The organism is Aminobacter aganoensis (assembly GCF_014206975.1).
GTDB lineage: Bacteria > Pseudomonadota > Alphaproteobacteria > Rhizobiales > Rhizobiaceae > Aminobacter > Aminobacter aganoensis.
Genome location: NZ_JACHOU010000001.1, coordinates 721,496 through 747,412, shown reverse-complemented (window position 1 = coordinate 747,412; position 25,917 = coordinate 721,496). Strand labels below are relative to the sequence as shown.

Annotated in this window: 20 protein-coding genes and 1 pseudogene; all 21 read left to right on the top strand. The window is 64.9% G+C overall.

All coding sequences use genetic code 11. The features are described 5' to 3' along the window. The first annotated feature begins 3 nt into the window (after positions 1-3). Positions 4-378, top strand: a complete 375-nt coding sequence (gene ftsL / locus GGR00_RS03675) for a cell division protein FtsL (RefSeq protein ID WP_184697928.1) — start codon at positions 4-6, stop codon at positions 376-378. Continuing rightward, complete coding sequence (locus GGR00_RS03670; protein WP_055969728.1) at positions 375-2,084, top strand: peptidoglycan D,D-transpeptidase FtsI family protein; 1,710 nt, start codon at positions 375-377, stop codon at positions 2,082-2,084. Before ftsL ends, GGR00_RS03670 begins: the two co-directional genes overlap by 4 nt. A 52-nt stretch (positions 2,085-2,136) precedes the next feature. After that, entirely contained in the window at positions 2,137-3,591 is a 1,455-nt protein-coding gene (locus tag GGR00_RS03665; protein ID WP_184697925.1) for a UDP-N-acetylmuramoyl-L-alanyl-D-glutamate--2,6-diaminopimelate ligase, read from the top strand. Beyond that, complete coding sequence (locus GGR00_RS03660) at positions 3,588-5,021, top strand: UDP-N-acetylmuramoylalanyl-D-glutamyl-2,6-diaminopimelate--D-alanyl-D-alanine ligase (RefSeq protein WP_055969721.1); 1,434 nt, start codon at positions 3,588-3,590, stop codon at positions 5,019-5,021. The genes GGR00_RS03665 and GGR00_RS03660 overlap by 4 nt, the downstream gene beginning before the upstream one ends. Before the next feature lie 24 nt (positions 5,022-5,045). Further along, positions 5,046-6,128 carry a phospho-N-acetylmuramoyl-pentapeptide-transferase gene (gene mraY, locus GGR00_RS03655; RefSeq protein ID WP_055969718.1) on the top strand — a complete coding sequence of 361 codons (1,083 nt, stop codon included), beginning with the start codon at positions 5,046-5,048 and terminating at the stop codon, positions 6,126-6,128. Positions 6,129-6,135: 7 nt separating this feature from the next. Next, positions 6,136-7,536 carry a UDP-N-acetylmuramoyl-L-alanine--D-glutamate ligase gene (gene murD / locus GGR00_RS03650; protein ID WP_184697922.1) on the top strand — a complete coding sequence of 467 codons (1,401 nt, stop codon included), beginning with the start codon at positions 6,136-6,138 and terminating at the stop codon, positions 7,534-7,536. Continuing rightward, positions 7,536-8,690, top strand: coding sequence for a putative lipid II flippase FtsW (gene ftsW, locus GGR00_RS03645; protein ID WP_055969712.1), 1,155 nt, complete (start codon positions 7,536-7,538; stop codon positions 8,688-8,690). The genes murD and ftsW overlap by 1 nt, the downstream gene beginning before the upstream one ends. Before the next feature lies 1 nt (position 8,691). Next, complete coding sequence (murG, locus tag GGR00_RS03640) at positions 8,692-9,819, top strand: undecaprenyldiphospho-muramoylpentapeptide beta-N-acetylglucosaminyltransferase (RefSeq protein ID WP_055969709.1); 1,128 nt, start codon at positions 8,692-8,694, stop codon at positions 9,817-9,819. Next, complete coding sequence (murC, locus tag GGR00_RS03635; protein ID WP_055969706.1) at positions 9,816-11,222, top strand: UDP-N-acetylmuramate--L-alanine ligase; 1,407 nt, start codon at positions 9,816-9,818, stop codon at positions 11,220-11,222. Before murG ends, murC begins: the two co-directional genes overlap by 4 nt. Beyond that, positions 11,219-12,184, top strand: a complete 966-nt coding sequence (gene murB, locus GGR00_RS03630; RefSeq protein WP_184697919.1) for a UDP-N-acetylmuramate dehydrogenase — start codon at positions 11,219-11,221, stop codon at positions 12,182-12,184. The genes murC and murB overlap by 4 nt, the downstream gene beginning before the upstream one ends. A gap of 326 nt (positions 12,185-12,510) precedes the next feature. Continuing rightward, positions 12,511-13,437, top strand: a complete 927-nt coding sequence (locus tag GGR00_RS03625; protein ID WP_055969698.1) for a D-alanine--D-alanine ligase — start codon at positions 12,511-12,513, stop codon at positions 13,435-13,437. Beyond that, positions 13,425-14,366, top strand: a complete 942-nt coding sequence (locus GGR00_RS03620; RefSeq protein ID WP_055969695.1) for a cell division protein FtsQ/DivIB — start codon at positions 13,425-13,427, stop codon at positions 14,364-14,366. Before GGR00_RS03625 ends, GGR00_RS03620 begins: the two co-directional genes overlap by 13 nt. Continuing rightward, entirely contained in the window at positions 14,363-15,673 is a 1,311-nt protein-coding gene (gene ftsA / locus GGR00_RS03615) for a cell division protein FtsA (RefSeq protein ID WP_055969692.1), read from the top strand. Before GGR00_RS03620 ends, ftsA begins: the two co-directional genes overlap by 4 nt. A gap of 70 nt (positions 15,674-15,743) precedes the next feature. Continuing rightward, complete coding sequence (gene ftsZ, locus GGR00_RS03610; RefSeq protein WP_055969689.1) at positions 15,744-17,438, top strand: cell division protein FtsZ; 1,695 nt, start codon at positions 15,744-15,746, stop codon at positions 17,436-17,438. A 380-nt stretch (positions 17,439-17,818) separates the two neighbouring features. After that, a complete protein-coding gene (lpxC, locus tag GGR00_RS03605) occupies positions 17,819-18,754 on the top strand; it encodes a UDP-3-O-acyl-N-acetylglucosamine deacetylase (RefSeq protein ID WP_055969686.1) in 936 nt (311 codons plus the stop codon). Between the two features lie 184 nt (positions 18,755-18,938). Further along, positions 18,939-19,808: an outer membrane protein assembly factor BamD gene (locus tag GGR00_RS03600; RefSeq protein ID WP_055969683.1), complete on the top strand. Its 870-nt coding sequence runs from the start codon at positions 18,939-18,941 to the stop codon at positions 19,806-19,808. A 10-nt stretch (positions 19,809-19,818) separates the two neighbouring features. Next, positions 19,819-21,495, top strand: a complete 1,677-nt coding sequence (gene recN, locus GGR00_RS03595) for a DNA repair protein RecN (protein WP_055969680.1) — start codon at positions 19,819-19,821, stop codon at positions 21,493-21,495. Positions 21,496-21,627: 132 nt separating this feature from the next. Next, positions 21,628-23,781, top strand: a complete 2,154-nt coding sequence (ligA, locus tag GGR00_RS03590; protein WP_055969677.1) for an NAD-dependent DNA ligase LigA — start codon at positions 21,628-21,630, stop codon at positions 23,779-23,781. A gap of 8 nt (positions 23,782-23,789) precedes the next feature. After that, a pseudogene (locus GGR00_RS03585) lies at positions 23,790-24,390 on the top strand (3'-5' exonuclease). A 286-nt stretch (positions 24,391-24,676) separates the two neighbouring features. Beyond that, positions 24,677-25,387 (top strand): AzlC family ABC transporter permease, encoded by a 711-nt coding sequence (locus GGR00_RS03580; protein WP_244487728.1) that lies wholly within the window; start codon positions 24,677-24,679, stop codon positions 25,385-25,387. After that, positions 25,384-25,680: an AzlD family protein gene (locus GGR00_RS03575; protein WP_055969670.1), complete on the top strand. Its 297-nt coding sequence runs from the start codon at positions 25,384-25,386 to the stop codon at positions 25,678-25,680. Before GGR00_RS03580 ends, GGR00_RS03575 begins: the two co-directional genes overlap by 4 nt. The last annotated feature ends 237 nt before the right edge of the window (positions 25,681-25,917 follow it).

Genomic DNA, 25,917 nt, shown 5'->3' with positions numbered 1-25,917 from the left:
CCCATGTTCCGCACCACTGACATCGTGCTGATCGCCGTGATGGTTGGCGCCGCGGCATTCACCTACAAGACCAAGGACGAGGCCGAGAACCAGCTCAAGGCCGTCGACAAGATCCAGGCGCAGATCCGCTTCGAGGAAGACACCATCGACCTGCTGAAGGCCGACTGGAGCCTGCTCACCCAGCCGTCACGGCTGCAGAAGCTGGCGCAAGTCTATGAGACGGAGCTCAAGCTTCTGCCGGTGGATGCCCGCCAGATCGTCAGCCTCCAGGACCTGCCGGTGCGCCCGCTGACCATCGAAGACATCACCAGCGAGCGTTTCGGCGGCGTCGCCGAAATCGCGCCGGACCAGACGACGACCGGAGGGATCGCCCAGTGATCGGATTGTTCGGCAAGAAGCGCAGCGCGGGCGACAGCTCCATCGTCGTCGACAGCGCGCGCAAGACCACCGGCGGACGCACCCGCAACCGCGTCGTCATGACGATGGCGGTGTTCTTCGGCATCTATGCGACGATCGGTGGCCGTCTCGTCTATCTGGCCATGCAGGACCCCGAGATGTCTAACGGGCCTGAAAGCCGCGTGACCGCATCGCGCCCCGACATCGTCGACCGCAACGGCGAAGTGCTCGCCACCGACATCAAGACCGCTTCACTGTTTGCCGAGCCGCGCCGCATCGTCGACGCCGACGAGGCGATCGAGAAGCTGACGACGGTGCTGCCGGACCTCGATGTCGAGCAGACCTACAACAAGCTCAAGAGCGGCACCGGCTTCGTCTGGCTCAAGCGCCAGCTGACGCCGAAGCAGCAGGCCGACATCCTGGCGCTGGGCATTCCCGGCATCGCGTTCCGTACCGAGAAGCGCCGCTTCTACCCAGGCGGCGAAACGACTTCCTACATCGTCGGCCTGACCAACATCGACAACAAGGGCATTTCCGGTCTCGAGAAGTATATCGACGACCAGGGGCTTGCCGACCTGCAGGCCTCGGGACTGGCGATCGCCAAGGATCTCAAGCCGGTCAGGCTGTCGATCGACCTGCGCGTCCAGCACATCGTCCGCGACGAGATCCAGGCGGCGATGGAAAAGTACCGTGCGGTGGCCGCCGGTGCGGTGGTGATCAACGCCAAGACCGGCGAAATCCTCGGCATGGGCTCGGTGCCGGACTTCGATCCAAACAATCCGTTCAATGCCCAGGACAAGGACCGGCTGAACCGCATGTCGGCGGGCCTGTTCGAGATGGGGTCGACCATCAAGAGCTTCACCACGGCGATGGCGCTGGATTCGGGCAAAATGACGCTCAACAGCACCGTCGATGCCAGCCGCCCGCTGACCATCGGCCGCCAGACGATCCGCGACTTCCACGGCAAGGGCCGCGTGCTGACTGTGCCGGAAGTGTTCATCTATTCGTCCAACATCGGCTCGGCCAAGGAGGCCGACGTCGTGGGCATCGAGGGACATCGCGAGTTCCTCAAGCGCCTGGGCCTGCTCGACCGGTTGCAGACCGAACTTCCCGAATCCGCACGTCCCACCGAGCCGAAGGTCTGGAAGAAGGTGCATTCGATCACCGCGGCATTCGGGCACGGCTTCTCGACAACGCCGCTGCAGACGGCGGCCGGCGTCGTCGCGCTGATGAATGGCGGCCGCTACATGACCCCGACCTTCCTGCCGCGCACCCTGGACGAGGCGATCGCAGCCTCGACGCAGGTGGTGAACGAGCAGACCAGCAATGACATGCGCTACCTGTACAACCTGAACGCGACGGCGCCGGGCGGTTCCGGCAAGCGCGGCACGGTTGCCGGCTATCGGGTCGGCGGCAAGACCGGTACGGCCGAAAAAGTCGTCAACGGGCGCTATTCGAAGGAAAAGAACTTCAACGCCTTCATCGCCGCCTTCCCGATGGAGGATCCGCAATATGTGGTGCTGACCATCATCGACGAACCGAAGCTCGAAGGCTCGACCCGTTCGGCCACGGCCGGCTTCACCGCCGCGCCGATGGTGGCAAACATTATCCGGCGTTCGGCGTCCCTGCTTGGCGTGAAGCCAGAATTCGGCCAAGAAGGTAGTGCAACTCTGGCTTCTTATCCCTGATTCTGCAGGCGCGCCGGCGGCGCGCCGCTTTGTATGTAGCGAACGGAACTCGATGAAACTGATTGACCTTGCCGGTATCCTGCCCGTCGATGGGGTTCTGCCCAGAGATGTCGAGGTGAACGGGGTTTCGTCGGATTCGCGGCAGGTGACGGCAGGAACGCTGTTCTTCGCCGTCTCCGGCAGCAAGGCCGACGGTGCCACCTATGCCGGCGATGCGGCCAAACGCGGTGCCGTTGCCATTGTCGCCGCCAAGGGGGCGGGCCTTGCCTCGGCCGGCATTCCGGTGATCTCCGTCGACGATCCGCGCCTGGCATTGGCGCTGAGTGCCGCCAAGTTCTATGGCCGCCAGCCCGAAACGATGGTCGCCGTCACCGGCACCAGCGGCAAGACCTCGGTCGCAGCCTTTACCCGCCAGATCTGGAAGCATGCGGGCTATGCCGCCGCCAGCATCGGCACCACCGGCGTGGTGGCGCCTGGCCGCAACGAATACGGGCAATTGACGACCCCGGACCCGGTCGCATTGCACAAGCTGCTCGCCGAACTGGCCGCCTCGGGCGTGACGCATGCCTCGATGGAGGCGTCCAGCCACGGTCTCGACCAGCGCCGCCTCGACGGCGTGCGGCTGGCTGCGGCGGGTTTCACCAATCTCGGTCGCGACCATATGGATTATCATCCGACGGTCGAAGAGTATCACCGCGCCAAATTGCGCCTGTTCGACACCCTGCTGCCGAAGGGCGCTCCGGCGATTGTCTTCGCCGACGACCCATGGTCGAAGCCGACCATCGACGCGGCGCGTGCCGCCGGCCTGAAGGTGCTCACAGTCGGCCGCCATGGCGATTTCCTCAGCCTCAAACGGGTGGAGCACGAGCGCCATCGCCAACGCGCCGAGATCGAGTGCGACGGCGCGATCCATGAGATCGACCTGCCGCTGGCCGGCGATTTCCAGGTCGCCAACTCGCTCGTGGCTGCCGGCCTTGCCATCGCCACCGGCACCGACGTCGGCAAGGCGCTTGGGGCACTGGAATATCTCGAAGGCGCGCCTGGCCGCCTCGACCTCGTCGGCACCACCGCTGCCGGCGCGCCCGTCTATGTCGACTATGCCCACAAGCCCGATGCGCTGGAGAACGTGCTGGCGGCGGTTCGGCCCTTCACGACCGGCCGCGTCATCGTCGTTTTCGGCTGTGGCGGCGACCGCGACCGCGGCAAGCGCCCGATCATGGGCGAGATCGCCACGAGGCTGGCGGACGTTACCATCGTCACCGACGACAATCCGCGCTCGGAGGTGCCTGAAACGATCCGTGCCGCCATCATGGCTGCCGCGCCCGGCGCCATCGAGATCGGCGACCGCAGGCTAGCGATCCAAGAGGCCGTGGGCATGCTGCATGCAGGCGACACGCTGATCGTCGCCGGCAAGGGCCACGAGGAAGGCCAGACGATCGGTACCGAGACGCTGCATTTCTCCGATCATGAGGAAGTGCGCAACGCGCTCGCCGGGAGCCCGGCATGAGCCTGCTGTGGACCTCCGAGGCCCTGGTCGAAGCGACAGGCGGCCGTCCGTTCGGCCAGATGCCTGAAGGCATATCGGGCATTTCCATCGACAGCCGCAGCCTGAAGCCGGGCGAAGCCTTCTTCGCCATCAAGGGCGATGCGATGGATGGCCACGACTTCGCCACCGCCGCCATCAAGGCGGGAGCCGGACTGCTTGTCGTCGCTGAAGGCAAACTGCCGGCGCTCGGCCGGCTGACGGCGCCGATGATAGTGGTGCCCGACGTTCTGGCGGCGCTCGAAAAGGCCGGTGTTGCGGCGCGTGCCCGTTCGCGGGCGCGGATCATCGCGGTCACCGGTTCGGTCGGCAAGACCTCGACCAAGGAAGCGCTTCGCCATGCACTGTCGTCGGTCGGTAAGGTGCATGCTTCGGCGGCATCCTTCAACAATCATTGGGGCGTGCCGCTGACGCTGGCGCGCATGCCGGAGGATTGCGACTACGCAGTCTTCGAGATCGGGATGAACCATCCGGGCGAAATCAGTCCGCTGGTGCGCATGGTTCGGCCGCATATCGCGATCGTGACGCTGATTGCCGCGGCGCATCTCGGCTTCTTCCGCAACCTCGACGAGATCGCCAAGGCCAAGGCGGAGATTTTCGAGGGCGTCGAACCCGGCGGGGCGGTTTTGCTCAACCGCGACGACGGCCGCTACAAGCTTCTCGAAAAATTCGCCCGCGCGACAGGCGTCGACAACGTCATGAGCTATGGCGAGAACGCGCGTGCCAATTTCCGGCTGCTGAAATGCACGCTGGAGGCCGACCATTCGATGATCGTGGCGCGCATCGGTGGCCGCGACGTGCCCGCCCGCATCGGCGCGCCAGGCCGCCACATAGTACAGAATGCGCTCGCCGTCATGGGGGCGGCCCATCTCTGCGGTGCCGACGTGCCGACGGTTGCCACCGCACTGGCATCGATGACCGCCGAAAGCGGACGCGGGCAACGCCACGTGCTGGCCCTGCCCAATGGGCCGATCACGCTGATCGACGAGAGCTACAACGCCAATCCGGCTTCGATGAAGGCTGCGATCGAACTGCTCGACGCAACGCCGATCCACGGGGCAGGGCGGCGCATCGCCGTTCTTGGCGACATGCTGGAGCTGGGGGCGCATTCGGCCAAACTGCATGCCGGCCTTGCCGAACTGATCGGCTCGACCAGGACCGACGTGGTGCTGATGGCCGGGCCGGAGATGAAGGCGCTTGCCGATACGCTGCCCGAGGGGGTCAAGTCGGAATACCGCGCCGGTGTCGACGAGTTGAAGTCCGTCCTGTTGCAGACACTTCAGCCCGGCGACGCGGTCATGATCAAATCGTCGAAAGGCATCGGCTTTTCCAGGCTCGTCGATGCACTCATCAAGACATTCCCGGCGCATGCCGGCAACACCACACCGACCTGACGGGGTCTCGGGGGACGGATACGCATGCTAACTTTGCTTGTCGACTTTGCGGACAAGGTGTCGTTCTTCAACGTCTTCCGCTACATCACCTTCCGTACCGGCGGCGCGCTGATCACCTCGGCGCTGATCGTCTTCATCTTTGGCCCTGCGATCATCAACGCGCTGCGCCTGCGGCAAGGCAAGGGCCAGCCGATCCGCGCCGACGGCCCGCAGACGCACTTCAAGAAGGCCGGAACGCCGACGATGGGCGGCCTGATGATCCTCTGCGGCATCATCGGCTCGACCCTGCTCTGGGCCAACATCACCTCCGTCTATGTCTGGGTGGTGCTGTTCGTAACGCTCGGCTTCGGCGCCATCGGCTTTTATGACGACTATCTCAAGGTCACCAAGCAGTCGCATCTCGGCCTGTCCGGCAAGGCGCGCCTCGGCATCGAGTTCGTGATCGCCGGTATCGCTGCCTGGATCATCATGCACAACGGCCAGTCGCCGTTCTCGTCGTCGCTGACCTTCCCCTTCATCAAGGATTTCCTGCTCAATCTCGGCTGGTTCTTCATCCCGTTCGCCTGCTTCGTCATCGTCGGCGCCGGCAATGCGGTGAACCTGACCGACGGGCTCGACGGCCTGGCAATCGTTCCGATCATGATCGCCGCGGCGTCGTTCGGCGTCATCGCCTACCTCTCGGGCAACGCGGTTTTCGCCGAATACCTGCAGATCCACTTCGTGCCCGGCACCGGCGAACTCGCCGTCATCCTGGGTGCTGTCATCGGCGCCGGCCTCGGCTTCCTGTGGTTCAACGCGCCGCCCGCCGCCATCTTCATGGGCGACACCGGCTCGCTGGCCCTGGGTGGCCTGATCGGCACGGTTGCGGTGGCCACCAAGCACGAGATCGTCATGGCGATCGTCGGCGGCCTGTTCGTCATGGAGGCGCTGTCGGTCATCATCCAGGTCGGCTTCTTCAAGATGACCGGCAAGCGGGTGTTCCTGATGGCGCCGATCCACCACCATTTCGAAAAACTCGGCTGGACCGAAAGCCAGGTCGTCATCCGCTTCTGGATCATCGCCGTCATCCTGGCGCTGATCGGCCTTTCCACCCTCAAGCTGCGCTGAGGCCAACATGATCCCCGCCACCTCATTTCAGGGAAAGCGAGTAGCGCTCTTCGGCCTCGGCGGCTCGGGGATCGCCACGGCGCGCGCGCTGGCGGAAGGCGGGGCGGAGGTTCTGGCCTGGGACGACAATCCCGAAAGCGTCGCCAAGGCCGCCGCCGAAGGCATCGCCACGGGTGACCTGCGCGGTGCCGACTGGGCCGGCATCTCGTCCTTCGTGCTGTCGCCAGGCGTGCCGCTGACCCATCCCAAGCCGCACTGGACCGTGGAACTGGCGCGCGGCGCCGGCGTGGAGGTGATCGGCGACATCGAGCTGTTTGCTCGCGAGCGCATCGCCACCGCGCCGACCGCACCGTTCATCGCGATCACCGGCACCAACGGCAAGTCGACGACGACGGCGCTGACGGCACACATCCTGCAGTCGGCCGGACGCGACACGCAGATGGGCGGCAATATCGGCCGCGCCGTGATGACGCTCGATCCGCCGCAGCCGGAGCGGCATTATGTCGTCGAGTGCTCGTCTTACCAGATCGATCTCGCGCCTTCGGTCAACCCGACGGCGGGCATCCTGCTCAACCTGACGCCCGACCATCTCGACCGTCATGGCACCATGCAGCACTACGCCTCGATCAAGGAGCGGCTGGTGGCGGGCAGCGAAACCGCCATCATCGGCGTCGACGACGTCTATTGCGCCCAGATCGCCGACCGGCTCGAGCGGGCCGGCAAGAACGTGGTGCGCATCTCCAAGCGCCTGCCGCTGACCGACGGCTATTTCGCCGACGGCAGCAACCTGATGGAGGCAATCGACGGCCGCTACAGCCGCATCGCCTTCCTCGAAGGCATCGGCTCGTTGCGCGGCCAGCACAATGCCCAGAACGCGCTTGCCGCCGTCGTTGCCTGTCTCAAGGTCGGGCTCGATCTCGGCGAGATCCAGGCGGGCCTCGAATCCTTTCCCGGCCTTGCCCACCGCATGGAGCAGGTCGCACGCAAGGGCCATGTGCTGTTCGTCAACGATTCCAAGGCGACCAATGCCGACGCCGCAGCGCCGGCGCTGTCAAGCTTCCCGCGCATCTACTGGATCGCCGGCGGCCTGCCGAAGGAAGGCGGCATCGAGCCGCTGCGCAGCTTCTTCCCGCGCATCGCGCGCGCCTATCTGATCGGCGAGGCAGCCCCGGCATTCTCGGCCACGCTGGGCGAGGCGGTTCCCTACGAGATTTCGGGCACGCTTGCGGCTGCGGTCGAACATGCCGCCGAAGACGCGGCCAGGGACGACACCAGCGAGGCGGTGGTGCTGCTGTCGCCGGCCTGCGCCAGCTTCGACCAGTTCAAGAACTTCGAGATTCGCGGCGAAGCCTTCAGGCAAGCTGTGAATGCTATTGATGGCGTCAGCGCTATCGGAGGGGCAAGATAATGGCCAGCCGTCTCGACAGAAGTCCCGTCGCCCTGTGGTGGTGGACGGTCGATCGCTGGTTCCTCGCGGCATTCCTGTCGCTGATGGGACTGGGCATCGTGCTTTCATTCGCTGCAAGCCCGGCGGTCGCCGAGCGCATCGGCCTGGGCAGCTTCCACTTCGCCACACGCCAGATCATCTTCACGATCCCGGCGCTGGCGGTGATGATCGCGGTGTCGTTCCTCGACACCAGGCAGATCAGGCGCATGGCACTGGTGATGCTCTGCATCATGCTGGTGATGATGGTTGCGGTGCTGTTCGTCGGCGTCGAGGTCAAGGGCGCCCGGCGCTGGCTCTCGCTGGCCGGCATCTCGATCCAGCCGTCGGAGTTCCTCAAGCCGGCCTTCGTCGTCATTTCGGCCTGGTTGCTCGCCCAGAACGAGCGCCATCCCGACATTCCCGGCAACCTGTTTGCGATGATACTGCTCGGCGTGGTCCTGGCGCTCCTGATGGCGCAGCCGGACTTCGGCCAGACGATCCTCGTGCTCGGCACCTGGGGCGTGATGTTCTTCATGGCCGGCATGTCGTGGTTCTGGATCATCACCCTAGGCGCCGTCGGCCTCGGCGGCGGCTTTGCCGCCTACACGATGTTCCCGCACGTCGCGGGCCGTATCGACCGCTTCCTCACCGGCGAAGGCGATACGTTCCAGGTCGACATGGGCCGCGATGCGATCATCAATGGCGGCTGGTTCGGCGTCGGGCCGGGCGAAGGTACGGTCAAGCGCGTCATTCCCGACAGCCATGCCGACTTCGTCTTTTCGGTGGCCGGCGAGGAGTTTGGCATCGTGCTGCTCCTGATCATCATGTCGATCTTCGCCTTCATCGTGCTGCGCGGCCTGCGCACCGCGCTCAAGGAGCACGATGACTTCACCCGCTACGCTGTGGCCGGCCTGGTGGTGGTGTTCGGTTTCCAGTCGATCATCAACATGAGCGTGAACCTGCAGCTGATGCCGGCCAAGGGCATGACGCTGCCGTTCATTTCCTATGGCGGCTCTTCGCTGATCGCGATCGCCATCTCGATGGGTATGGTGCTGGCACTGACCCGCAAGAAGCCCGAGAAGCTCAGGCCGACCGGATTTTCCGCCATGCCGCGGCACGCAATGCCGGCGGAATAACATGGCCAAGGGAACTGTCATGCTTGCCGCCGGGGGTACCGGCGGCCATCTCTTTCCAGCCGAGGCGCTGGCGCATGAACTGACGGCGCGCGGCTGGCAGGTGCATCTCGCCACCGACGACCGCGCCGAGCGCTTCGCCGGCAAGTTTCCGGCCGCCGCCATCCATCCGATATCATCGTCGACGATCGGCTCGAAAAACCCCGTTGCGCTGATGCGCGCGTTCTGGAGCATCTGGCGCGGCGTGCGCCAGGCTTCGCAGGTGATTGCCAGGATCAAGCCGTCCGTGGTCATCGGCTTCGGCGGCTATCCGACGCTGCCGCCGCTCTATGCCGCAACCCGCCGCAACGTGCCGGCCATGGTGCACGAGCAGAATGCCGTGATGGGCCGCGCCAACAGGGCGCTGGCCGCCAAGGTCGACGCGATTGCCGGCGGCTTCCTGCCGGAAAACTCGGGTAGCAACAGCGCCAAGATCGTGGTCACGGGCAATCCGGTGCGGCCGGCGGTGATCGAAGCGTCGAACACGCCTTACGTGGCATCCGGCGCTTCGGACGCGTTCAATCTTCTCGTGTTCGGCGGCAGCCAGGGCGCGCAGTTCTTTTCCGATGCGGTGCCTGGCGCCATAGCGCTGCTGCCCGAAGCGCAGCGCAAGCGCTTGCGCATCACCCAGCAGGCCCGTGTCGAGGATGCCGACAAGGTCAAGGCGGCCTATGCCGGGCTCGGCATCGCGGCAGATGTGTCGCCGTTCTTCAACGACATGGCACAGCGCATGGCCGCTGCCCATCTGGTGATGTCGCGCTCGGGGGCTTCGACCGTCTCGGAGATCGCGGTCATCGGCCGCCCGGCGCTGCTGGTGCCATATCCGCATGCCCTCGACCACGACCAGGCCGCGAATGCGGCGCGCCTGGCTGCGGCCGGCGGCGGCGAAGTTCACCCGCAATCGACGCTTTCCGTCGAGCGGATCGCGGGGCTCATAGGCGGAGCCATGGACGACCCGGCGCGCATGGCTGCCATGGCAGCTGCCGCAAAGTCAGTCGGCAAAGCGGACGCCACACGGTTGCTCGCCGATCTCGCAGAGGCTATTGCGTCGAAAATACCCGTTGCGGAGTTCAGGAAGGGAGTGCGGCCATGAAGATGCCGCAGACGATAGGCCTCGTGCATTTCATCGGCATTGGCGGCATCGGCATGAGTGGCATTGCCGAAGTGCTGCACAATCTCGGCTACAAGGTGCAGGGCTCCGACCAGTCGGAGAGCGCAAACGTGCAGCGCCTGCGCGAGAAGGGCATCGAGTGCTTCGTCGGCCATAGGGCCGAGAACCTCGGCGACGCCGAGGTGATCGTCGTTTCGACGGCGATCAAGAAAACCAATCCGGAACTGATGGCCGCGCGCGAGAGGCTGCTGCCGGTCGTGCGCCGCGCCGAGATGCTGGCCGAACTGATGCGCTTCCGCAACGCGGTGGCCATCGGCGGCACTCACGGCAAGACCACAACGACCTCGATGGTGGCGACGCTGCTCGACGCCGGCGGGCTCGATCCGACAGTCATCAATGGCGGCATCATCAACGCCTACGGCACCAACGCCCGCATGGGCGAGGGCGAGTGGATGGTGGTGGAAGCCGACGAGAGCGACGGCACGTTCCTCAAGCTGCCGGCCGATGTCGCCGTCGTCACCAACATCGATCCCGAGCACCTCGACCACTACGGCACCTTCGACAAGGTGCGCGAGGCGTTCCGCCAGTTCGTCGAGAACGTTCCGTTCTACGGCTTCGGCGTGATGTGCACCGACCATCCCGAAGTGCAGGCGCTGGTCAGCCACATCGAGGATCGCCGCGTCATCACCTATGGCGAAAACGCCCAGGCCGATGTGCGCTTCACCAACCACCGCATGGACGGCGCGGTTTCGGTCTTCGACGTGGTGATCCGCAGCCGCAAGTCGGCGACGGCGACCACCATAGAGGGCCTGCGCCTGCCGATGCCGGGACGCCACAACGTCTCCAACGCGACTGCCGCCATCGCTGTCGCCACCGAACTCGGTATTTCCGCCGAGGCGGTGAAACAGGGGCTGCTTTCGTTCGGTGGCGTCAAGCGGCGCTTCACCCATACCGGTTCGTGGAACGGTGTCGAGGTGTTCGACGATTACGGCCATCATCCGGTCGAGATCAAGGCGGTGCTGAGTGCGGCGCGCGAGGCCACCAAGGGCCGCGTCATCGCCATTGCCCAGCCGCATCGCTTCACCCGCCTGCGCGACCTGTTCGACGATTTCTCCGCTTGCTTCAACGACGCCGACACCGTGATGGTCGCACCCGTCTATGCGGCCGGCGAAGACCCCATCGACGGCATCAGTTCCGAGACGCTGACCGCGCGCATCCGCGCCGGCGGCCATCGCGACGCCCGCTTCATCGAAGGTGCCGCTGCCGTGGCTCCGATCGTGCGCGAACTGGCCAAGCCGGGCGACTTCGTCGTCTACCTCGGCGCCGGCAACATCACGCAATGGGCCTATGCGTTGCCGGGCGAACTCGCCGGGGGCGGATCGTGACGGGTGGCGAGGCGCTGATCGAAAAGCTCGGCGACCGCCTGTCCGGACTTCGCGGGCGCATCACGCCCAGCGCCGAGATGGAAAAGATCACCTGGTTTCGTGCCGGTGGCCTGGCCCAGGCGCTGTTCCAGCCGGCCGACGAAGACGACCTCGCGGCCTTCCTGAAGGCGGTGCCGGAAGAGGTCCCGGTGATGGTCGTCGGCATCGGCTCCAACCTGCTGGTGCGCGAGGGCGGCATTCCCGGTTTCGTCGTGCGGCTGTCGGCCAAGGGCTTCGGCGAGGCTGTGGCGATCTCGCCGACCGGCATCCGGGCAGGGGCGGCGACGCCCGACAAGCGCGTCGCGGCACTCGCCCATGACAGCGGCATCGGCGGCTTCCATTTCTACCACGGCATCCCCGGCGCCATCGGCGGCGCCTTGCGCATGAATGCGGGCGCCAACGGCGTCGAGACGCGCGAACGGGTCGTCGAGGTCCGTGCGCTCGATCGCCAGGGCAAGCTGCATGTGCTGTCCAACGCCGACATGGGCTACAGCTATCGCCACTCGTCGGCGGCTGCCGACCTGATCTTCACGTCGGCGACCTTCGAGGGCTACGCGGAAGACAAGGACGCCATCAAGGCGGCGATGGATGCGGTCCAGCACCATCGCGAGACGGTGCAGCCGATCCGTGAGAAGACCGGCGGCTCGACCTTCAAGAACCCCGAGGGCAGCTCGGCGTGGAAGGAAATCGACAATGCCGGCTGCCGTGGCTTGATGATCGGCGGCGCGCAGATGTCGCCGATGCACTGCAACTTCATGATCAACACGGGCAATGCGACCGGCTACGACCTCGAATTTCTCGGCGAGACGGTGCGCAGCCGGGTGCTGGAGAATTCGGGCATCCGCCTGCACTGGGAAATCAAGCGCATCGGCCAGTTCAAGGCCGGCCGCGAAGTGCAGGAGTTTCTTGGGCAAATGCTCTAGGAAACTCCGTTCCGGGCAGCCGTCCGGACAATCATTTCAGCCCTCGATGCGTGGCGCAGCGAGGGCTTTTTGCTGCCCGATTTTTGCCTTCCACCACTGTCATCCAGGTGTTCCCGGGATTCGCCCGAGGTCACGAAATGGCAATGAATTTCAATCGGCACTTGCCACGGAATCAAGTCTCTGATTCTCTGACCTAAAGCGTTTCCTGATTTGAGTCGCGTGACGCGTAACCCGCGTTTTCATCCGGAGCGTCAACTTCCGGACGGCAGCGATTCGGTCTTTGGAAACAAGGCGTTGTGTTCGGAGTTGAGAGGGGATTGCCGGGGATGAAGTCGAAGCATGTCGCTGTCCTGATGGGCGGGTTTTCGTCCGAGCGGCCTGTGTCCCTGTCGTCCGGAAATGCCTGTGCCGATGCGCTCGAGCAGGTGGGGTATCGGGTCGCCCGGGTTGATGTCGGTCGCGATGTCGGCGCGGTGCTTGCCGAGCTCAAGCCGGACGTCGCGTTCAATGCGCTTCATGGTCCCTTTGGCGAAGACGGCACGATCCAGGGCATCCTCGAATATCTCGGCATTCCCTATACCCATTCCGGCGTGCTGGCGTCGGCGCTTGCCATGAACAAGGAGCAGTCGAAGAAGGTTGCCAAGGCTGCCGGGATTCCGATTGCCGAAAGCCGGGTCCTCGACCGTTTCGCGATCGGCGACCAGCATCCGATGAAGCCGCCCTACGTGGTCAAGCCGGTGTCGGAAGGCTCAAGCTTCGGCGTGGTCATCGTCAAGGAGGATCAGTCGCATCCGCCGCAGGTGATCTCGTCTTCGGAGTGGCGCTACGGCGACACTGTGATGGTCGAGCGCTACGTCCATGGACGGGAGCTGACCTGCGCCGTGATGGGCGATGTCGCGCTCGGCGTCTGCGAGATCATCCCGACCGGGCACGCCTTCTACGATTATGATTCAAAATATGTTGCCGGGGGATCAAAGCACGAATGCCCCGCGAAAGTTTCACCGAATATTTACCAAAAAATACAAACACTGGCGCTCAAGGCTCACCAAGCGATCGGGTGCCGGGGCGTCTCCCGGTCTGACTTCCGGTACGACGACCGCCATTCCGAAAATGGAGAGGTCGTCTGGCTGGAGGTCAACACGCAACCCGGCATGACGCCGACGTCGCTGGTGCCTGAGATTGCTGCCCATGCCGGGCATACGTTTGGTGAGTTGTTGAGTTGGATGGTGGAGGACGCTTCGTGTTTGCGTTGAGATCAGGAGATAGCGGGAGGGTGAACGGCGCAACGCCGCGCGTCTTCGGGCTGTCCCTGTCCGCGGAGCATTTCGTGCTGCCGCGGCTGCTGCGCAAACCGGTTCGCATGCTGTCGCGCTTCGGGCGTGGGGAGTTCACTCCTCCGCCCTATGCCGCGTCGATGCTGACTGCGGCGTTCCTGGCCGCGAGCTCGCTCTATGGTGCTTATGTCGGCGGTCATTTCCCGGCGCTGGTCCAGGGCGTGACGGCGCGCAGCGGTTTTGCCGTCGACCAGATCAAGGTCTCGGGCAACCGCGAGACATCCGAAATCGACATTCTCGACAAGCTCGAGCTCGATGGCTGGACGTCGCTGGTCGGCTTCAACCCCGAAGAAGCGCGCGAGCGCATCGTCAGCCTGCCCTGGGTTCGCGATGCCGCCGTCCGCAAGGTCTATCCCGACACCATCGAGGTGCGTGTCGACGAGCGCGATGCGTTTGCCATCTGGCAGCATGGCAGCCAGCTCAGCGTCGTTGAAAAGGACGGCAAGGTCATTGCTCCCTTCACGGGCGGGCGCCAGGTCTCCCTGCCGCTCGTCATTGGTTTCGGTGCCGCCGAGCGCGGGTCCGATTTCGTCGCCAAGGTCCAGGCCTATCCGGAGCTGGCGTCGCGCGTGCGGGGCTACATCCGCATCGGTGAGCGGCGCTGGGACCTGCGTCTCGACAACGGCATCACCGTCAAGCTGCCGGAAAACAGGGTCGATACGGCTCTTGCCGATCTTGCTGCACTCGATCGCGACGACGCGATCCTGACGCGCGACATCTCGGCGATCGACATGCGTTTCGGTGACAGGTTGGTGGTGCAGCTCACGCCGGAAGCGGTCGAGCGTCGTGCCGACGCGCTGAAGGCCAAGCCGAAGGTCGTCAAGGCGAAGGCGGGGAGCAGAACATGAGCTGGCTTGGCGGTCAAAAAGATCCGGTTTCGCGTCGCTCGGGCATCCTCACGGTGCTCGATGTCGGTTCGAACAAGGTGTGCTGCGTGGTGGCCAAGCTGAAGCCGGCCGAAGGTAGCCAGTTGCTCAAGGGGCGTACTCACCAGGCCCAGGTCATCGGCATCGGCCACCAGAAATCGCAAGGCGTGAAGTCGGGCGTGGTCGTCGATCTCGATCGCGCCGAGCACGCCATCCGCCTGGCAGTCGACGCTGCAGAGCGCATGGCCGGGCTGACGGCGGACTCGCTGATCGTCAATCTCTCGGCCGGCCGCATCAAGAGCGAGGCTTTTACCGCCACGATCAATCTCGGCGGCCACGCGGTCGAGGAAGCCGACGTCCGGCGCGTGCTGGCTGCCGGCGCCAAGCAGGCGCTGAAGGCCGAGCGGGACGTCATCCATTCGCTGCCCGTGGCGTTTTCGCTCGATGCCGAACGTGGCGTGCGCGATCCGCGCGGCATGGTCGGCGACACGCTTGGCGTCGACATGCATGTGCTGACCGGCGATTCGGCGCCGATGCGCAATCTCGAGCTTTGCATCAACCGTTCGCACCTGTCGGTCGAGCACCTGGTGGCGACGCCCTATGCCAGCGGCCTGGCAGCACTGGTCGACGACGAGCTCGAAATGGGCGCCGCCTGCATCGACATGGGCGGCGGCACCACGACCCTGTCGGTCTTCTCGGAAGGCCGCTTCGTTCATGCCGACGCCATTCCGGTCGGCGGTAACCACGTCACCATGGACATGGCCAAGGGGCTGTCGACCCGGCTCGACGACGCCGAGCGTCTCAAGGTCATGCACGGCTCGGCACTGCCCGGCACCACCGACGATCGCGACATGATCAGCATCCAGCCGATCGGCGTCGACGACAACGAAGTGCCGCTGCAGATTCCGCGCTCTGTGATGACGCGGATCATTCGCGCCCGCATCGACGAGACGCTCGAACTGCTGCGCGACCGGCTCAACAAGTCTGGCTACGGCAATGCCGTCGGCAAGCGCGTCGTCCTGACCGGCGGCGCCAGTCAACTCGTCGGGCTGCCCGAGGCAGCGCGCCGCATTCTCGGCCGCAATGTGCGCATCGGCCGCCCGCTCGGCGTGGCAGGTCTGCCGGAGGCGGCCAAGGGGCCGGCTTTCGCGACCGCCGTCGGGCTTCTCATCTACCCGCAGATGGCTGGCATCGAGAGCCAATCGGCGCAAGGGATTTCCCGTTTCAGGGCGACGGGAACTGGCGGAAAACTGCATCGCATGAGTCAGTGGTTGAGAGACAGTTTTTAGGAATTGACGGGGACAGCCCCATTGGCGGCCGCACGGCGAAGCGGCTTGAAAGGCAAAAAGGACGAGGACTATGACGATCAATCTGCAAAAGCCGGACATCACCGAGCTCAAGCCCCGCATCACCGTGTTCGGTGTCGGCGGCGGCGGCGGCAATGCGGTGAACAACATGATCACTGCCGGCCTGCGCGGGGTCGAGTTCGTGGTGGCCAACACCGACGCCCAGGCGCTGACCATGTCGAAGGCCGAGCGCCTGATCCAGCTCGGCGCGCATGTCACCGAGGGTCTCGGCGCCGGTTCGCAGCCGGAAGTCGGCCGCGCCGCAGCTGAAGAGTGCATCGACGAGATCATCGATCACCTGTCGAACACCCACATGTGCTTCGTCACCGCAGGCATGGGCGGCGGCACCGGCACGGGTGCTGCTCCGGTCGTTGCCCGCGCCGCGCGCGAAAAAGGCATCCTGACCGTCGGCGTCGTCACCAAGCCGTTCCACTTCGAAGGCCAGCGCCGCATGAAGACGGCGGACTACGGCATCGAAGAGCTGCAGAAGTGCGTCGACACGCTGATCGTCATCCCGAACCAGAACCTGTTCCGCCTGGCCAATGACAAGACGACCTTCGCGGACGCCTTTGCCATGGCCGACCAGGTGCTCTATTCGGGCGTTGCCTGCATCACCGACCTGATGGTCAAGGAAGGCCTGATCAACCTCGACTTCGCCGACGTCCGTTCGGTGATGCGCGAGATGGGCAAGGCGATGATGGGCACGGGCGAAGCCTCGGGCGAGGGCCGTGCGATGGCCGCCGCGGAAGCTGCGATCGCCAACCCGCTGCTCGACGAGACCTCGATGAAGGGTGCGAAGGGCCTGCTGATCTCGATCACCGGCGGCCGCGACCTGACCCTGTTCGAAGTCGATGAAGCTGCGACCCGCATCCGCGAAGAAGTCGACCAGGACGCCAACATCATCCTGGGCGCCACCTTCGACGAGGACCTGGAAGGCGTCATCCGCGTGTCGGTCGTTGCCACCGGCATCGACAAGTCGGCCGCCGACATGGCCGCTGCACCTCTGACCATCCGCCAGGCACCGAAGCCGGCCCAGCGTCAGGTCGAGGCACCTCGTCCCGTCGTGCAGGCGGCACCGGTCGAGCAGCCGCGCATGGAAGTGCGCACCAACGACCCGGTCGCCGAGGCCATCCGCCTCGCCGAGACCAACGCCGCAGCCATGGCCCAGCCACGCCCGGCCGCACCGCAGGGTGAAGAGTTCCGTCCGCAGAGCAAGCTGTTTGCCGCTCCGCCTGCCCAGCCGCAGGTCCAGCAGTACCAGCCGCAGCCGCAGCAGTTCCACCAGCCGGTTCCGCAGCCGGTGGCCCAGCCGCAGGTGGCACCGCAGCGCGAAATGATGCAGCCAGCGCCGGTCCAGGCCCGCATGCCGCGCGTCGAGGACTTCCCGCCGATGGTGAAGGCCGAGGTGGAAGCCAAGGCCCAGCCGGCGGACCATGAGGACCGCGGTCCGATGGGCCTGCTCAAGCGCCTGACGAGCGGCCTGACCCGCCGCGAGGAAGAGCCGGCACGCCTGCAGCCCGCGCAGCCGCGCGAGCCGAAGCTGCGCCAGCCCGCGCCGGAGCAGCGCCGCGTCACCGGCCAGGAATCGCAGCTCTACGCGCCGCGCCGCGGACAGCTCGATGAGCACGGCCGCTTGGCACCGCAGGCACGGACTCAGGAAGACGACCAGCTGGAGATTCCGGCGTTCCTTCGCCGGCAAGCCAACTGAACTGTGAACGAGCAGTAACACTGTTTGAAAGGCGGGCGTCTCGACGCCCGCCTTTTGATCTGAAAAGATCAGTCAAATCATTGACTTGACGGGGCGAGTCGAAGCGTCTCGGCAGTTACACAGAGTAAGAAACCGTGATTTGGAGTCTATCATCCGGAAGACTATCTTCGCGCCGATTGGTGCATCCGACGGGACGTCTGTCCTGGATTTTGCGTGATGCATGCAGAGTTGGAATGTTGGGACGTCTTTCGCCGGTTCAGGCGGATGCATGGCGCCTCAAGGTCGGCCGGACGGGTGCAGTGGGGATGAGGCCCCGTCCATCAGAGCCGACAAGGGCCCGTCGCTGCAACGCGATGGAACGGGCCTGATTGGACGGGCATATGGGGATCGACTTGCAGGACTATCAGACAACACTCAAATCGCGTGTCACGCTGTCGGGCATTGGCGTTCATAGCGGCAAACCGGTAGCCATCCATTTCGCGCCGGCAGACGCGGATACGGGCGTGGTGTTTCAGGTTGCTGACCGAGAATTCCGCGCAATTGTGTCAGAAGTGGGTGCGACCGACCTTTGCACCTTGCTTGGTGACCCCGCCGGCCAGCATGTCGCCACGATCGAACATCTGATGGCCGCCCTGTTCGGCCTCGGCATCGACAATCTGGTGATCGAAGTCGAAGGCGCCGAAATTCCGATCCTCGACGGCAGTGCTGCGCAGTTTGTCGAAGCCATCGACCAAGCGGGCATCGAGGTGCAGGGCGTCAAGCGCCGCTACATCCGCGTTCTCAAGCCGGTGCGAATCGAAAGCGGCGCCTCGTGGGCCGAGTTCCGCCCCTATGGCGGCACGCGATTCGAGGTCGAGATCGATTTCGAAAGCCCGGCGATCGGCCGCCAGTCCTTTGCTTCCGACATCAACGACGACATCTTCCGCCGCGACATCTCGCGTGCCCGCACCTTCGGCTTCATGAAGGACGTCGAGCGCCTGTGGGCAGCCGGCTACGCACTCGGTTCGTCGCTCGAGAATTCCGTCGTCATCGGCGACGACAACCAGATCATCAACATCGAAGGCTTGCGTTTTCCGAACGAATTCGTGCGCCACAAGACGCTCGATGCGATGGGTGACCTTGCCCTTGGAGGTGCGCGGTTCATCGGCTGCTTCCGTTCCTATCGCGGCGGCCACAGGCTGAACGCGGCTGCGTTGCGCCGCCTGCTTTCGGACCGGTCCGCCTTCGAGGTCGTCGAGACGTCGCGCCGCGAGCGCGGCCGTTCGGCCGAACTGATTGCCGTCAGTGCCGCAGTCCACGCGCCCTGGACCCTCTGACGGAAGGCAAATCGCCGGTTTGACGGTGTGGCGTGGCTGCACCACTCGCCCGGCGAAATGGCATGCATCTTGACCTGCCACAAAATTGCGCGATTGCCGGCTGATAGCGTTGCCCGGCACGGCCAGTTGTGATCTATGGCCATTGCCTAAAAGCGAAACAGCGCCAAAGGGGCGAAACTCTGTGATGTCATTGATACGAGCCGATCGATCGAAATTGCGCGTGAAGCCTCTGGTTGTGGCGCTTTCGCTCGTCGCTCCGACGCTTGCGCTGTCCGGCTGCATGTCGGGCGAAGCCGATGTCGATCTGGCAACCTATGTCGAGCAGACCGAACCGGCCGACGTGCTCTACAATCAGGGCCTCGCCAACCTCAATGCAGGCCGCCTCAAGGAGGCCAGCCGCAAGTTCGAGGCGGTCGACCGCCAGCACCCGTATTCCGAGTGGGCACGCAAGTCGATGGTGATGGGCGCTTTCGCCAGCTATCGCCAGGGTTCCTATGAAGAGGCCATCAATTCGGCCAAGCGCTACCTCGCGCTCTACCCGTCGACCGATGACGCGGCCTACGCGCAATACATCATCGGCCTCAGCTATTTCCGCCAGATCCGCGACGTGACGCAGGACCAGAAGGAAGCCCGCCGCACCATCGAGGCGATGACCGAGGTCGTGCAGCGCTGGCCGGCGTCGGAATATGTCGACGACGCCAACGCCAAGATCCGCTTCGCCCGCGACCAACTCGCCGGCAAGGAAATGCAGATCGGCCGCTATTATCTCGAGCGCCGCGAATACATCGCCTCGGCAAAGCGGTTCCGCAATGTCGTCGAAAACTACTCGAACACCCGACATATCGAAGAAGCGCTCGCCCGTCTTGTCGAGACCTACTACGCGATGGGCCTGACCTCGGAAGCCCAGACGGCAGCTGCCGTGCTCGGCCAGAACTATCCTGACAGCCAGTGGTACAAGGATTCGTACAAGCTGCTGCAGACCAGCGGTCTCGAGCCGCGTGAAAATGCCGGCTCATGGATTTCCAAGGCCGGGAAGATGTTCTCCGGCGCCTGACCTTCGATAGATGCTCTCGCGCCTGTCGATCCGCGATATCGTCCTGATCGAACGGCTGGACATCGATTTCATGCCGGGCCTGTCGGTGCTGACGGGTGAGACCGGTGCCGGCAAATCCATCCTTCTCGACGCATTGTCGCTCGCGCTCGGCGCGCGCGGCGATGCTTCGCTCGTCCGCCACGGTGCCACACAGGGCCAGGTGACGGCGGTCTTCGACGTTGCGCGCAACCATCCGGCGCGGACGCTGCTCGCCGACAATGCCATCGACGACGACGGCGACATCATCCTGCGCCGGGTGCAGACCGCCGACGGGCGCACGCGTGTCTTCGTCAACGACCAACCTTCCAGCGTGACCCTGATGCGCGACATAGGCCGCGCTTTGGTCGAGATTCATGGCCAGCACGACGATCGCGCACTGGTCGATGGTGGCGCCCACCGCGAGGTGCTCGATTCGTTCGGCGGCCATGTCGGGGAGGCGAGGGCGACGGCGGAGGCCTGGAAACTCTGGCGTACGGCCGAGCAGGAGCTGTCGCGCCATCGCGCCCGCGTCGAGGCTGCGGCGCGCGAGGCCGAATATCTTCGCGCGTCGGTCACCGAACTGGCCAAGCTCGATCCGCAACCGGGCGAGGAAAGCGAACTCGCCGAATTGCGCGCCGCCATGATGCGGGTCGAAAAGATCGCTTCCGAGATCCAGGACGCGCAGGACGTGCTGTCCGGCTCGTCGTCGCCGCTGCCGCAGCTGGCCAGCCTGTTGCGCCGGCTGCAGCGCAAGGCGGCCGAGGTGCCCGGCCTGCTCGACGAGGTGGTGAAGTCGCTCGACGAGGCGATGATCTCGCTCGATGCCGCGCAATCCGGCGTCGATGCGGCGCTGCGCGCAACGGAATATGATCCGCAGCGGCTGGAAAAGGCCGAAGAGCGCCTGTTTGCGCTGCGCGCCGCCGCCCGCAAGCACAATGTCGCCGTCGACAATCTGGCGCAGCTGCGCGACACGATGGTTGCCGACCTGGCCGACCTCGATGCGGGCGAGGGACGGCTGCAGGTGCTGGAGCAGCAGGCGAAGGCGACGCGCGATGCCTATGACCGCATCGCTTCCAGCCTGTCGGAACTGCGCCAGACGGCAGCCGAAGGCTTACGCAAGACGGTCATGGCCGAGCTGCCGGCGCTCAAGCTGGAGCGGGCCGAGTTCATAGTCGAGATATCGAGCGAAGCCGACAACCGCATGCTCGAGGGCATCGACCAGGTCGAGTTCTGGGTGCGCACCAATCCGGGCACGCGTCCTGGTCCGATGATGAAGGTCGCGTCGGGCGGCGAGCTGTCGCGTTTCCTGCTCGCGCTCAAGGTGGCGCTTGCCGATCGCGGCTCGGCACCGACCCTGGTGTTCGACGAAATCGACTCTGGCGTTGGCGGTGCTGTGGCCGATGCCATCGGCCAGCGCCTGGCTCGTCTTGCCAGCCGGGTTCAGGTGCTGTCGGTGACGCATGCGCCGCAGGTCGCGGCACGGGCTGCGACGCATTTCCTCATCTCCAAGAAGGGCAACACCGACAAGGTGGCGACCGGCATCCATGAGATGGACCGCACGGCGCGGCAGGAGGAGATCGCGCGCATGCTCTCGGGCGCGTCGATCACCGAAGAGGCTCGCGCCGCCGCAGAGCGGCTGCTGCGCGAAAATGTTGCCGCTGCTTCCTGAGCCGCATCATTGACAGGTCTATGTCAGGAGCGATCGCGATCCTGCTGATTTGACGTGGAATTCGGGGTGGGCGGCTCCCGCCCGGGCGCATCCTCATTTATGGTGGCGCCGCACGTCAGCCGGAGTCGCACAATGTCCGAGAAACCAGTCGATTCGCTGAGCGAGGCAGAAGCCGCGGCGGAACTTGCGCGGCTGGCCGAAGAAATCGCAGGCCATGACCTGCGTTATCACGCCGAGGACGCGCCGACGATTTCGGACGCGGACTATGATGCTCTTCGGCGACGCAACCTCGCCATCGAACAACGCTTTCCCGGCCTGGTGCGCGAGGATTCTCCGTCCAGATCGGTGGGAGCTGCCGTCTCGGAAAAATTCGGCAAGGTCGCCCATGTCGTGCCGATGCTGTCGCTCGACAATGCTTTCGCCGACGAGGACGTGAGCGAGTTCGTCGGCCGCATCCGGCGCTTCCTCAGGCTCGGTGCGGACGAGGCGGTGGTGATCACCGCCGAGCCCAAGATCGATGGCCTGTCGTTGTCGATTCGTTATGAGAACGGGCGGCTGGTGACGGCGGCGACACGCGGCGACGGCCAGGTCGGCGAGAATGTGACGCCCAATGCCCGCACCATCGCCGACATTCCGAACGTCCTGAAGGGCGATTTCCCTGAGGTGCTGGAGGTGCGTGGCGAGGTCTATATGAGCCATGCCGACTTCGCCGAGCTCAACCGGCGCAATGCCGAAGCCGGCAAGCAGATCTTCGCCAATCCGCGCAACGCGGCCGCCGGCTCGCTGCGCCAGCTCGACACCTCGATCACCGCCAGCCGGCCGCTGCGCTTCTTTGCCTATGCCTGGGGCGAGGTGAGCGAGATGCCCGCCGACACGCAGATGGGCATGGTCCGGGCCTTCGACAGCTACGGGTTCAAGATCAATCCGCTGATGAAGGTGTTCGACAGCGTCGAGGGGCTGTTGTCGCAATACCGCATGATCGAGGCCAACCGGGCGACGCTCGGCTACGACATCGACGGCGTGGTCTACAAGGTCGACCGCCTCGACCTGCAGCAGCGACTGGGCTTCGTCTCCCGCTCGCCGCGCTGGGCGATCGCGCACAAGTTTCCGGCGGAGAAGGCGACGACGACGCTTCTCGGCATCGACATCCAGGTCGGCCGCACCGGCTCGCTGACGCCGGTGGCGCGGCTGCAGCCGGTGACGGTGGGCGGCGTGGTGGTGACCAACGCGACGCTGCACAACGAGGACTACATCAAGGGCATCGGCAATAGCGGCCAGCCGATCCGCGAAGGCCGGGACATCAGGGTCGGCGACACCGTCATCGTCCAGCGCGCGGGCGACGTCATCCCGCAGATCCTCGACGTCGTCATGGAAAAGCGCCCGGTCGACGCCCAGCCCTACCAGTTCCCGATCCGCTGCCCTGCGTGCGACAGCCACGCGGTGCGCGAGGAGGGCGAGGTGGTGCGGCGCTGCACCGGCGGCCTGATCTGCCCGGCACAGGCGGTCGAGCGGCTCCGCCATTTCGTCTCGCGCAACGCCTTCGACATCGAGGGGCTGGGCGAAAAGCAGATCGAATTCTTCTTCCAGTCGCAGGATCCGGCGCTGCATATCGGCTCGCCGGCCGAGATATTCACGCTCAAGCGGCGTCAGGAGGGATCGCTCACCAAGCTGGAGAACATCGACGGTTTCGGCGCGACCTCGGCGCGCAAGCTGTTTGCCGCCATCGACGATCGGCGAAAGGTCGAGTTCTCTCGCTTCCTGTTTGCGTTGGGCATCCGCCACATCGGCGAGACCAACGCCAAGCGACTGGCACGCCACTACATCAGCTTCGATGCCTTCCGGCAGGCGGGAACGGCTGCCGCCATGCCCGAGGGCAAGGGCGACAAGGGCAACGCCGCCTGGCAGGAACTGACCGGCGTCAACGGCATTGGCGGCATCGTCGCCGAAGCGGTGGTCGAGTTCTTTGCCGAAGAGCACAATGGTCAGGTGCTCGATGCGCTGCTGGCGGAAGTGACCCCGCTCGACGAGGAACGCATCGGCGACGTGTCGTCGCCGGTATCGGGCAAGACCGTGGTCTTCACCGGCTCGCTCGAAAAGATGTCGCGCGACGAGGCCAAGGCGATGGCCGAGAAGCTGGGAGCCAAAGTGGCAGGCTCGGTGTCCAAGAAGACCGATCTGGTGGTGGCAGGGCCGGGGGCGGGCTCGAAACTCAAGGCTGCGACCGACCTCGGCATTGAGGTCATCACCGAGGACCAGTGGTTCGAGCGCGTCGGGCAGGCGGGCTGATCGACTTCATGCGTGCACTTGCCATCGACTTCGAAACTGCCAACGAGCAGCGCAGCAGCCCCTGTTCCGTCGGCCTGGCCTGGATCGAGGACGGCGCGGTGATCCGCGTCGAGGAGCGGCTGATCCGCCCCAAAGATATGCGTTTCTCGCGCTTCAACATCGCCGTCCACGGCATCCGTCCGGAGCATGTCGAGGATGCTGCCGAGTTTCCAGAGGTGATGGAGGAGTTCGAGGCCGACCTCTCGGACACGCTGCTCGTCGCCCACAATGCGTCGTTCGACATGAGCGTGCTGAGGGCGAGCTATCAGTTGTACGGGGTCAGCTGTCCCAGCATCGACTATGCCTGTACGCTCAAGATGGCAAAGGCGGTGTGGCAGGATCTTGCCTCGCACCGGCTGAACGAGGTGTCGCGCCATCGACTTCTCGTTCAAGCACCACAATGCGGCCGAGGACGCGCATGCCTGCGGCGAGGTGGCGCTGGCGGCCGCGCGCAAGCTGAACGTGTCGGCGATGCGCGACCTGCCGATCAGGCTCGAGATGACCACGGGCCGGCTCCATGCCGGCGGCTACACGCCCTGTTCGGTGAAGCGGGCCGCCAAAAAGCGCTGAGTTCCGCTGATGGTTGGCTCAAGCGAATTGATGTGACAGGGCAAGCCGGCTGACTTATTCAGGGCCTCTTTCGAGAGCGCGGTGCATCCGAATAGACGTACAAAGGACGCTCTAAAGTGAATCTGTGCATCGTGCACTCCGAAAATCGGTTCCGATTTTCGCGCCGAAGCGCAAGGCGGCGGGCATTCCGACGAGTGCAGATCTGCTGCTCTATCTGTTCTTGGGTCGCATTTGTGCGACGCCAGACGTTCCGTCTGGCTGCAGAATGCTCAGGGAGGTTGGACAAATGAGCGATCGGCTGGCGCAGTTTTCGCGCGGTGCCCGGATGAGCGTGCCGGTGGTGGTCGCATCGGCGCCTTTTGCCGTGCTATTTGGAGCACTGGCCGTGGATAACGGGTTCACGGTGGCCGAGGCGACGCTGATGAGCGCCACCATCTTCGGCGGCGCCAGCCAACTGGTCGGCATCGAACTGTTCGGCCAGCATGTCGCGCCTTGGCTTGTCGTGCTGTCAATCTTTGCGGTCAACTTCCGCCACGTGCTCTATTCAGCCGCTATCGGCCCTCACATCGCGCACTGGCCCTGGGCCCAGCAGGCGATCGCCTATTTCTTCCTGACCGATCCGCAATATGCCGAAGCGGAGCGCATTCGCGAGCAAGGCCACAAGGTCAGCTTCGCCTGGTACATGGGCATGGGGCTGACGCTCTATGTGTTCTGGGTGGTGGAAAGCTGCATCGGTGCGCTGTTCGGCCGGCTGATCCCCGACACCCATGCGCTGGGGCTCGACTTCCTGCTGCCGATCTATTTCCTCGGCATCGTCATGAGCTTCCGCAATCGGCCGCGCTGGCTGCCCATCGTGATCGCCAGCGCAATCGCTTCGATGGTGGCCTACAAGACCGTGGGCTCGCCCTGGCATGTTTCGCTTGGCGCGCTTGCGGGCGTGCTGTTTGCCGCAGCGATGCCCATCCGCATCGAAGAGCCGGCAGAGGCTTCGACATGAGCACGACCTTCTGGATCATCATCGCGGGAGCGGTTGCGACCTATCTGACGCGTGTGGGCGGGCATCTCCTGCTGTCCCGTTTCGAACGCCTGCATCCGCGCGTCGAGGCGGGTCTCAATGCCGTGCCGGCGGCCGTGCTGACGACGCTGGTGGCGCCGGCGGCACTCTCGGCCGGGCCGGCAGAACTGGCGGCACTTGCCGTGGCGGCCGTCGTCGGGCTGCGCGGCGGCCTGATGACGATGTTCCTGGCCGGCGCTGCCGTGCTGATCGCACTCAGGCACTTCATCGGCTGAGTTGGTCGGGGCGGCGATGTCCCGCTGTTGGAGCGCTGTGCGTCCTTCGACAGGCTCAGGATGAGGAGTGTTGGCGCCGTTGCCTTGCGTCAGCGCTATCGAAGCAGGGCAAGTCTACATCTTCAAATGCGCGCAACGCCACAATTGACGAGCGCAAAGGATCTTCATCCTGAGCTTGTCGAAGGACGCACGGCCGAGCCACAGCGCTGCAGATAACGGCCCCTGACAGGGCCGGTC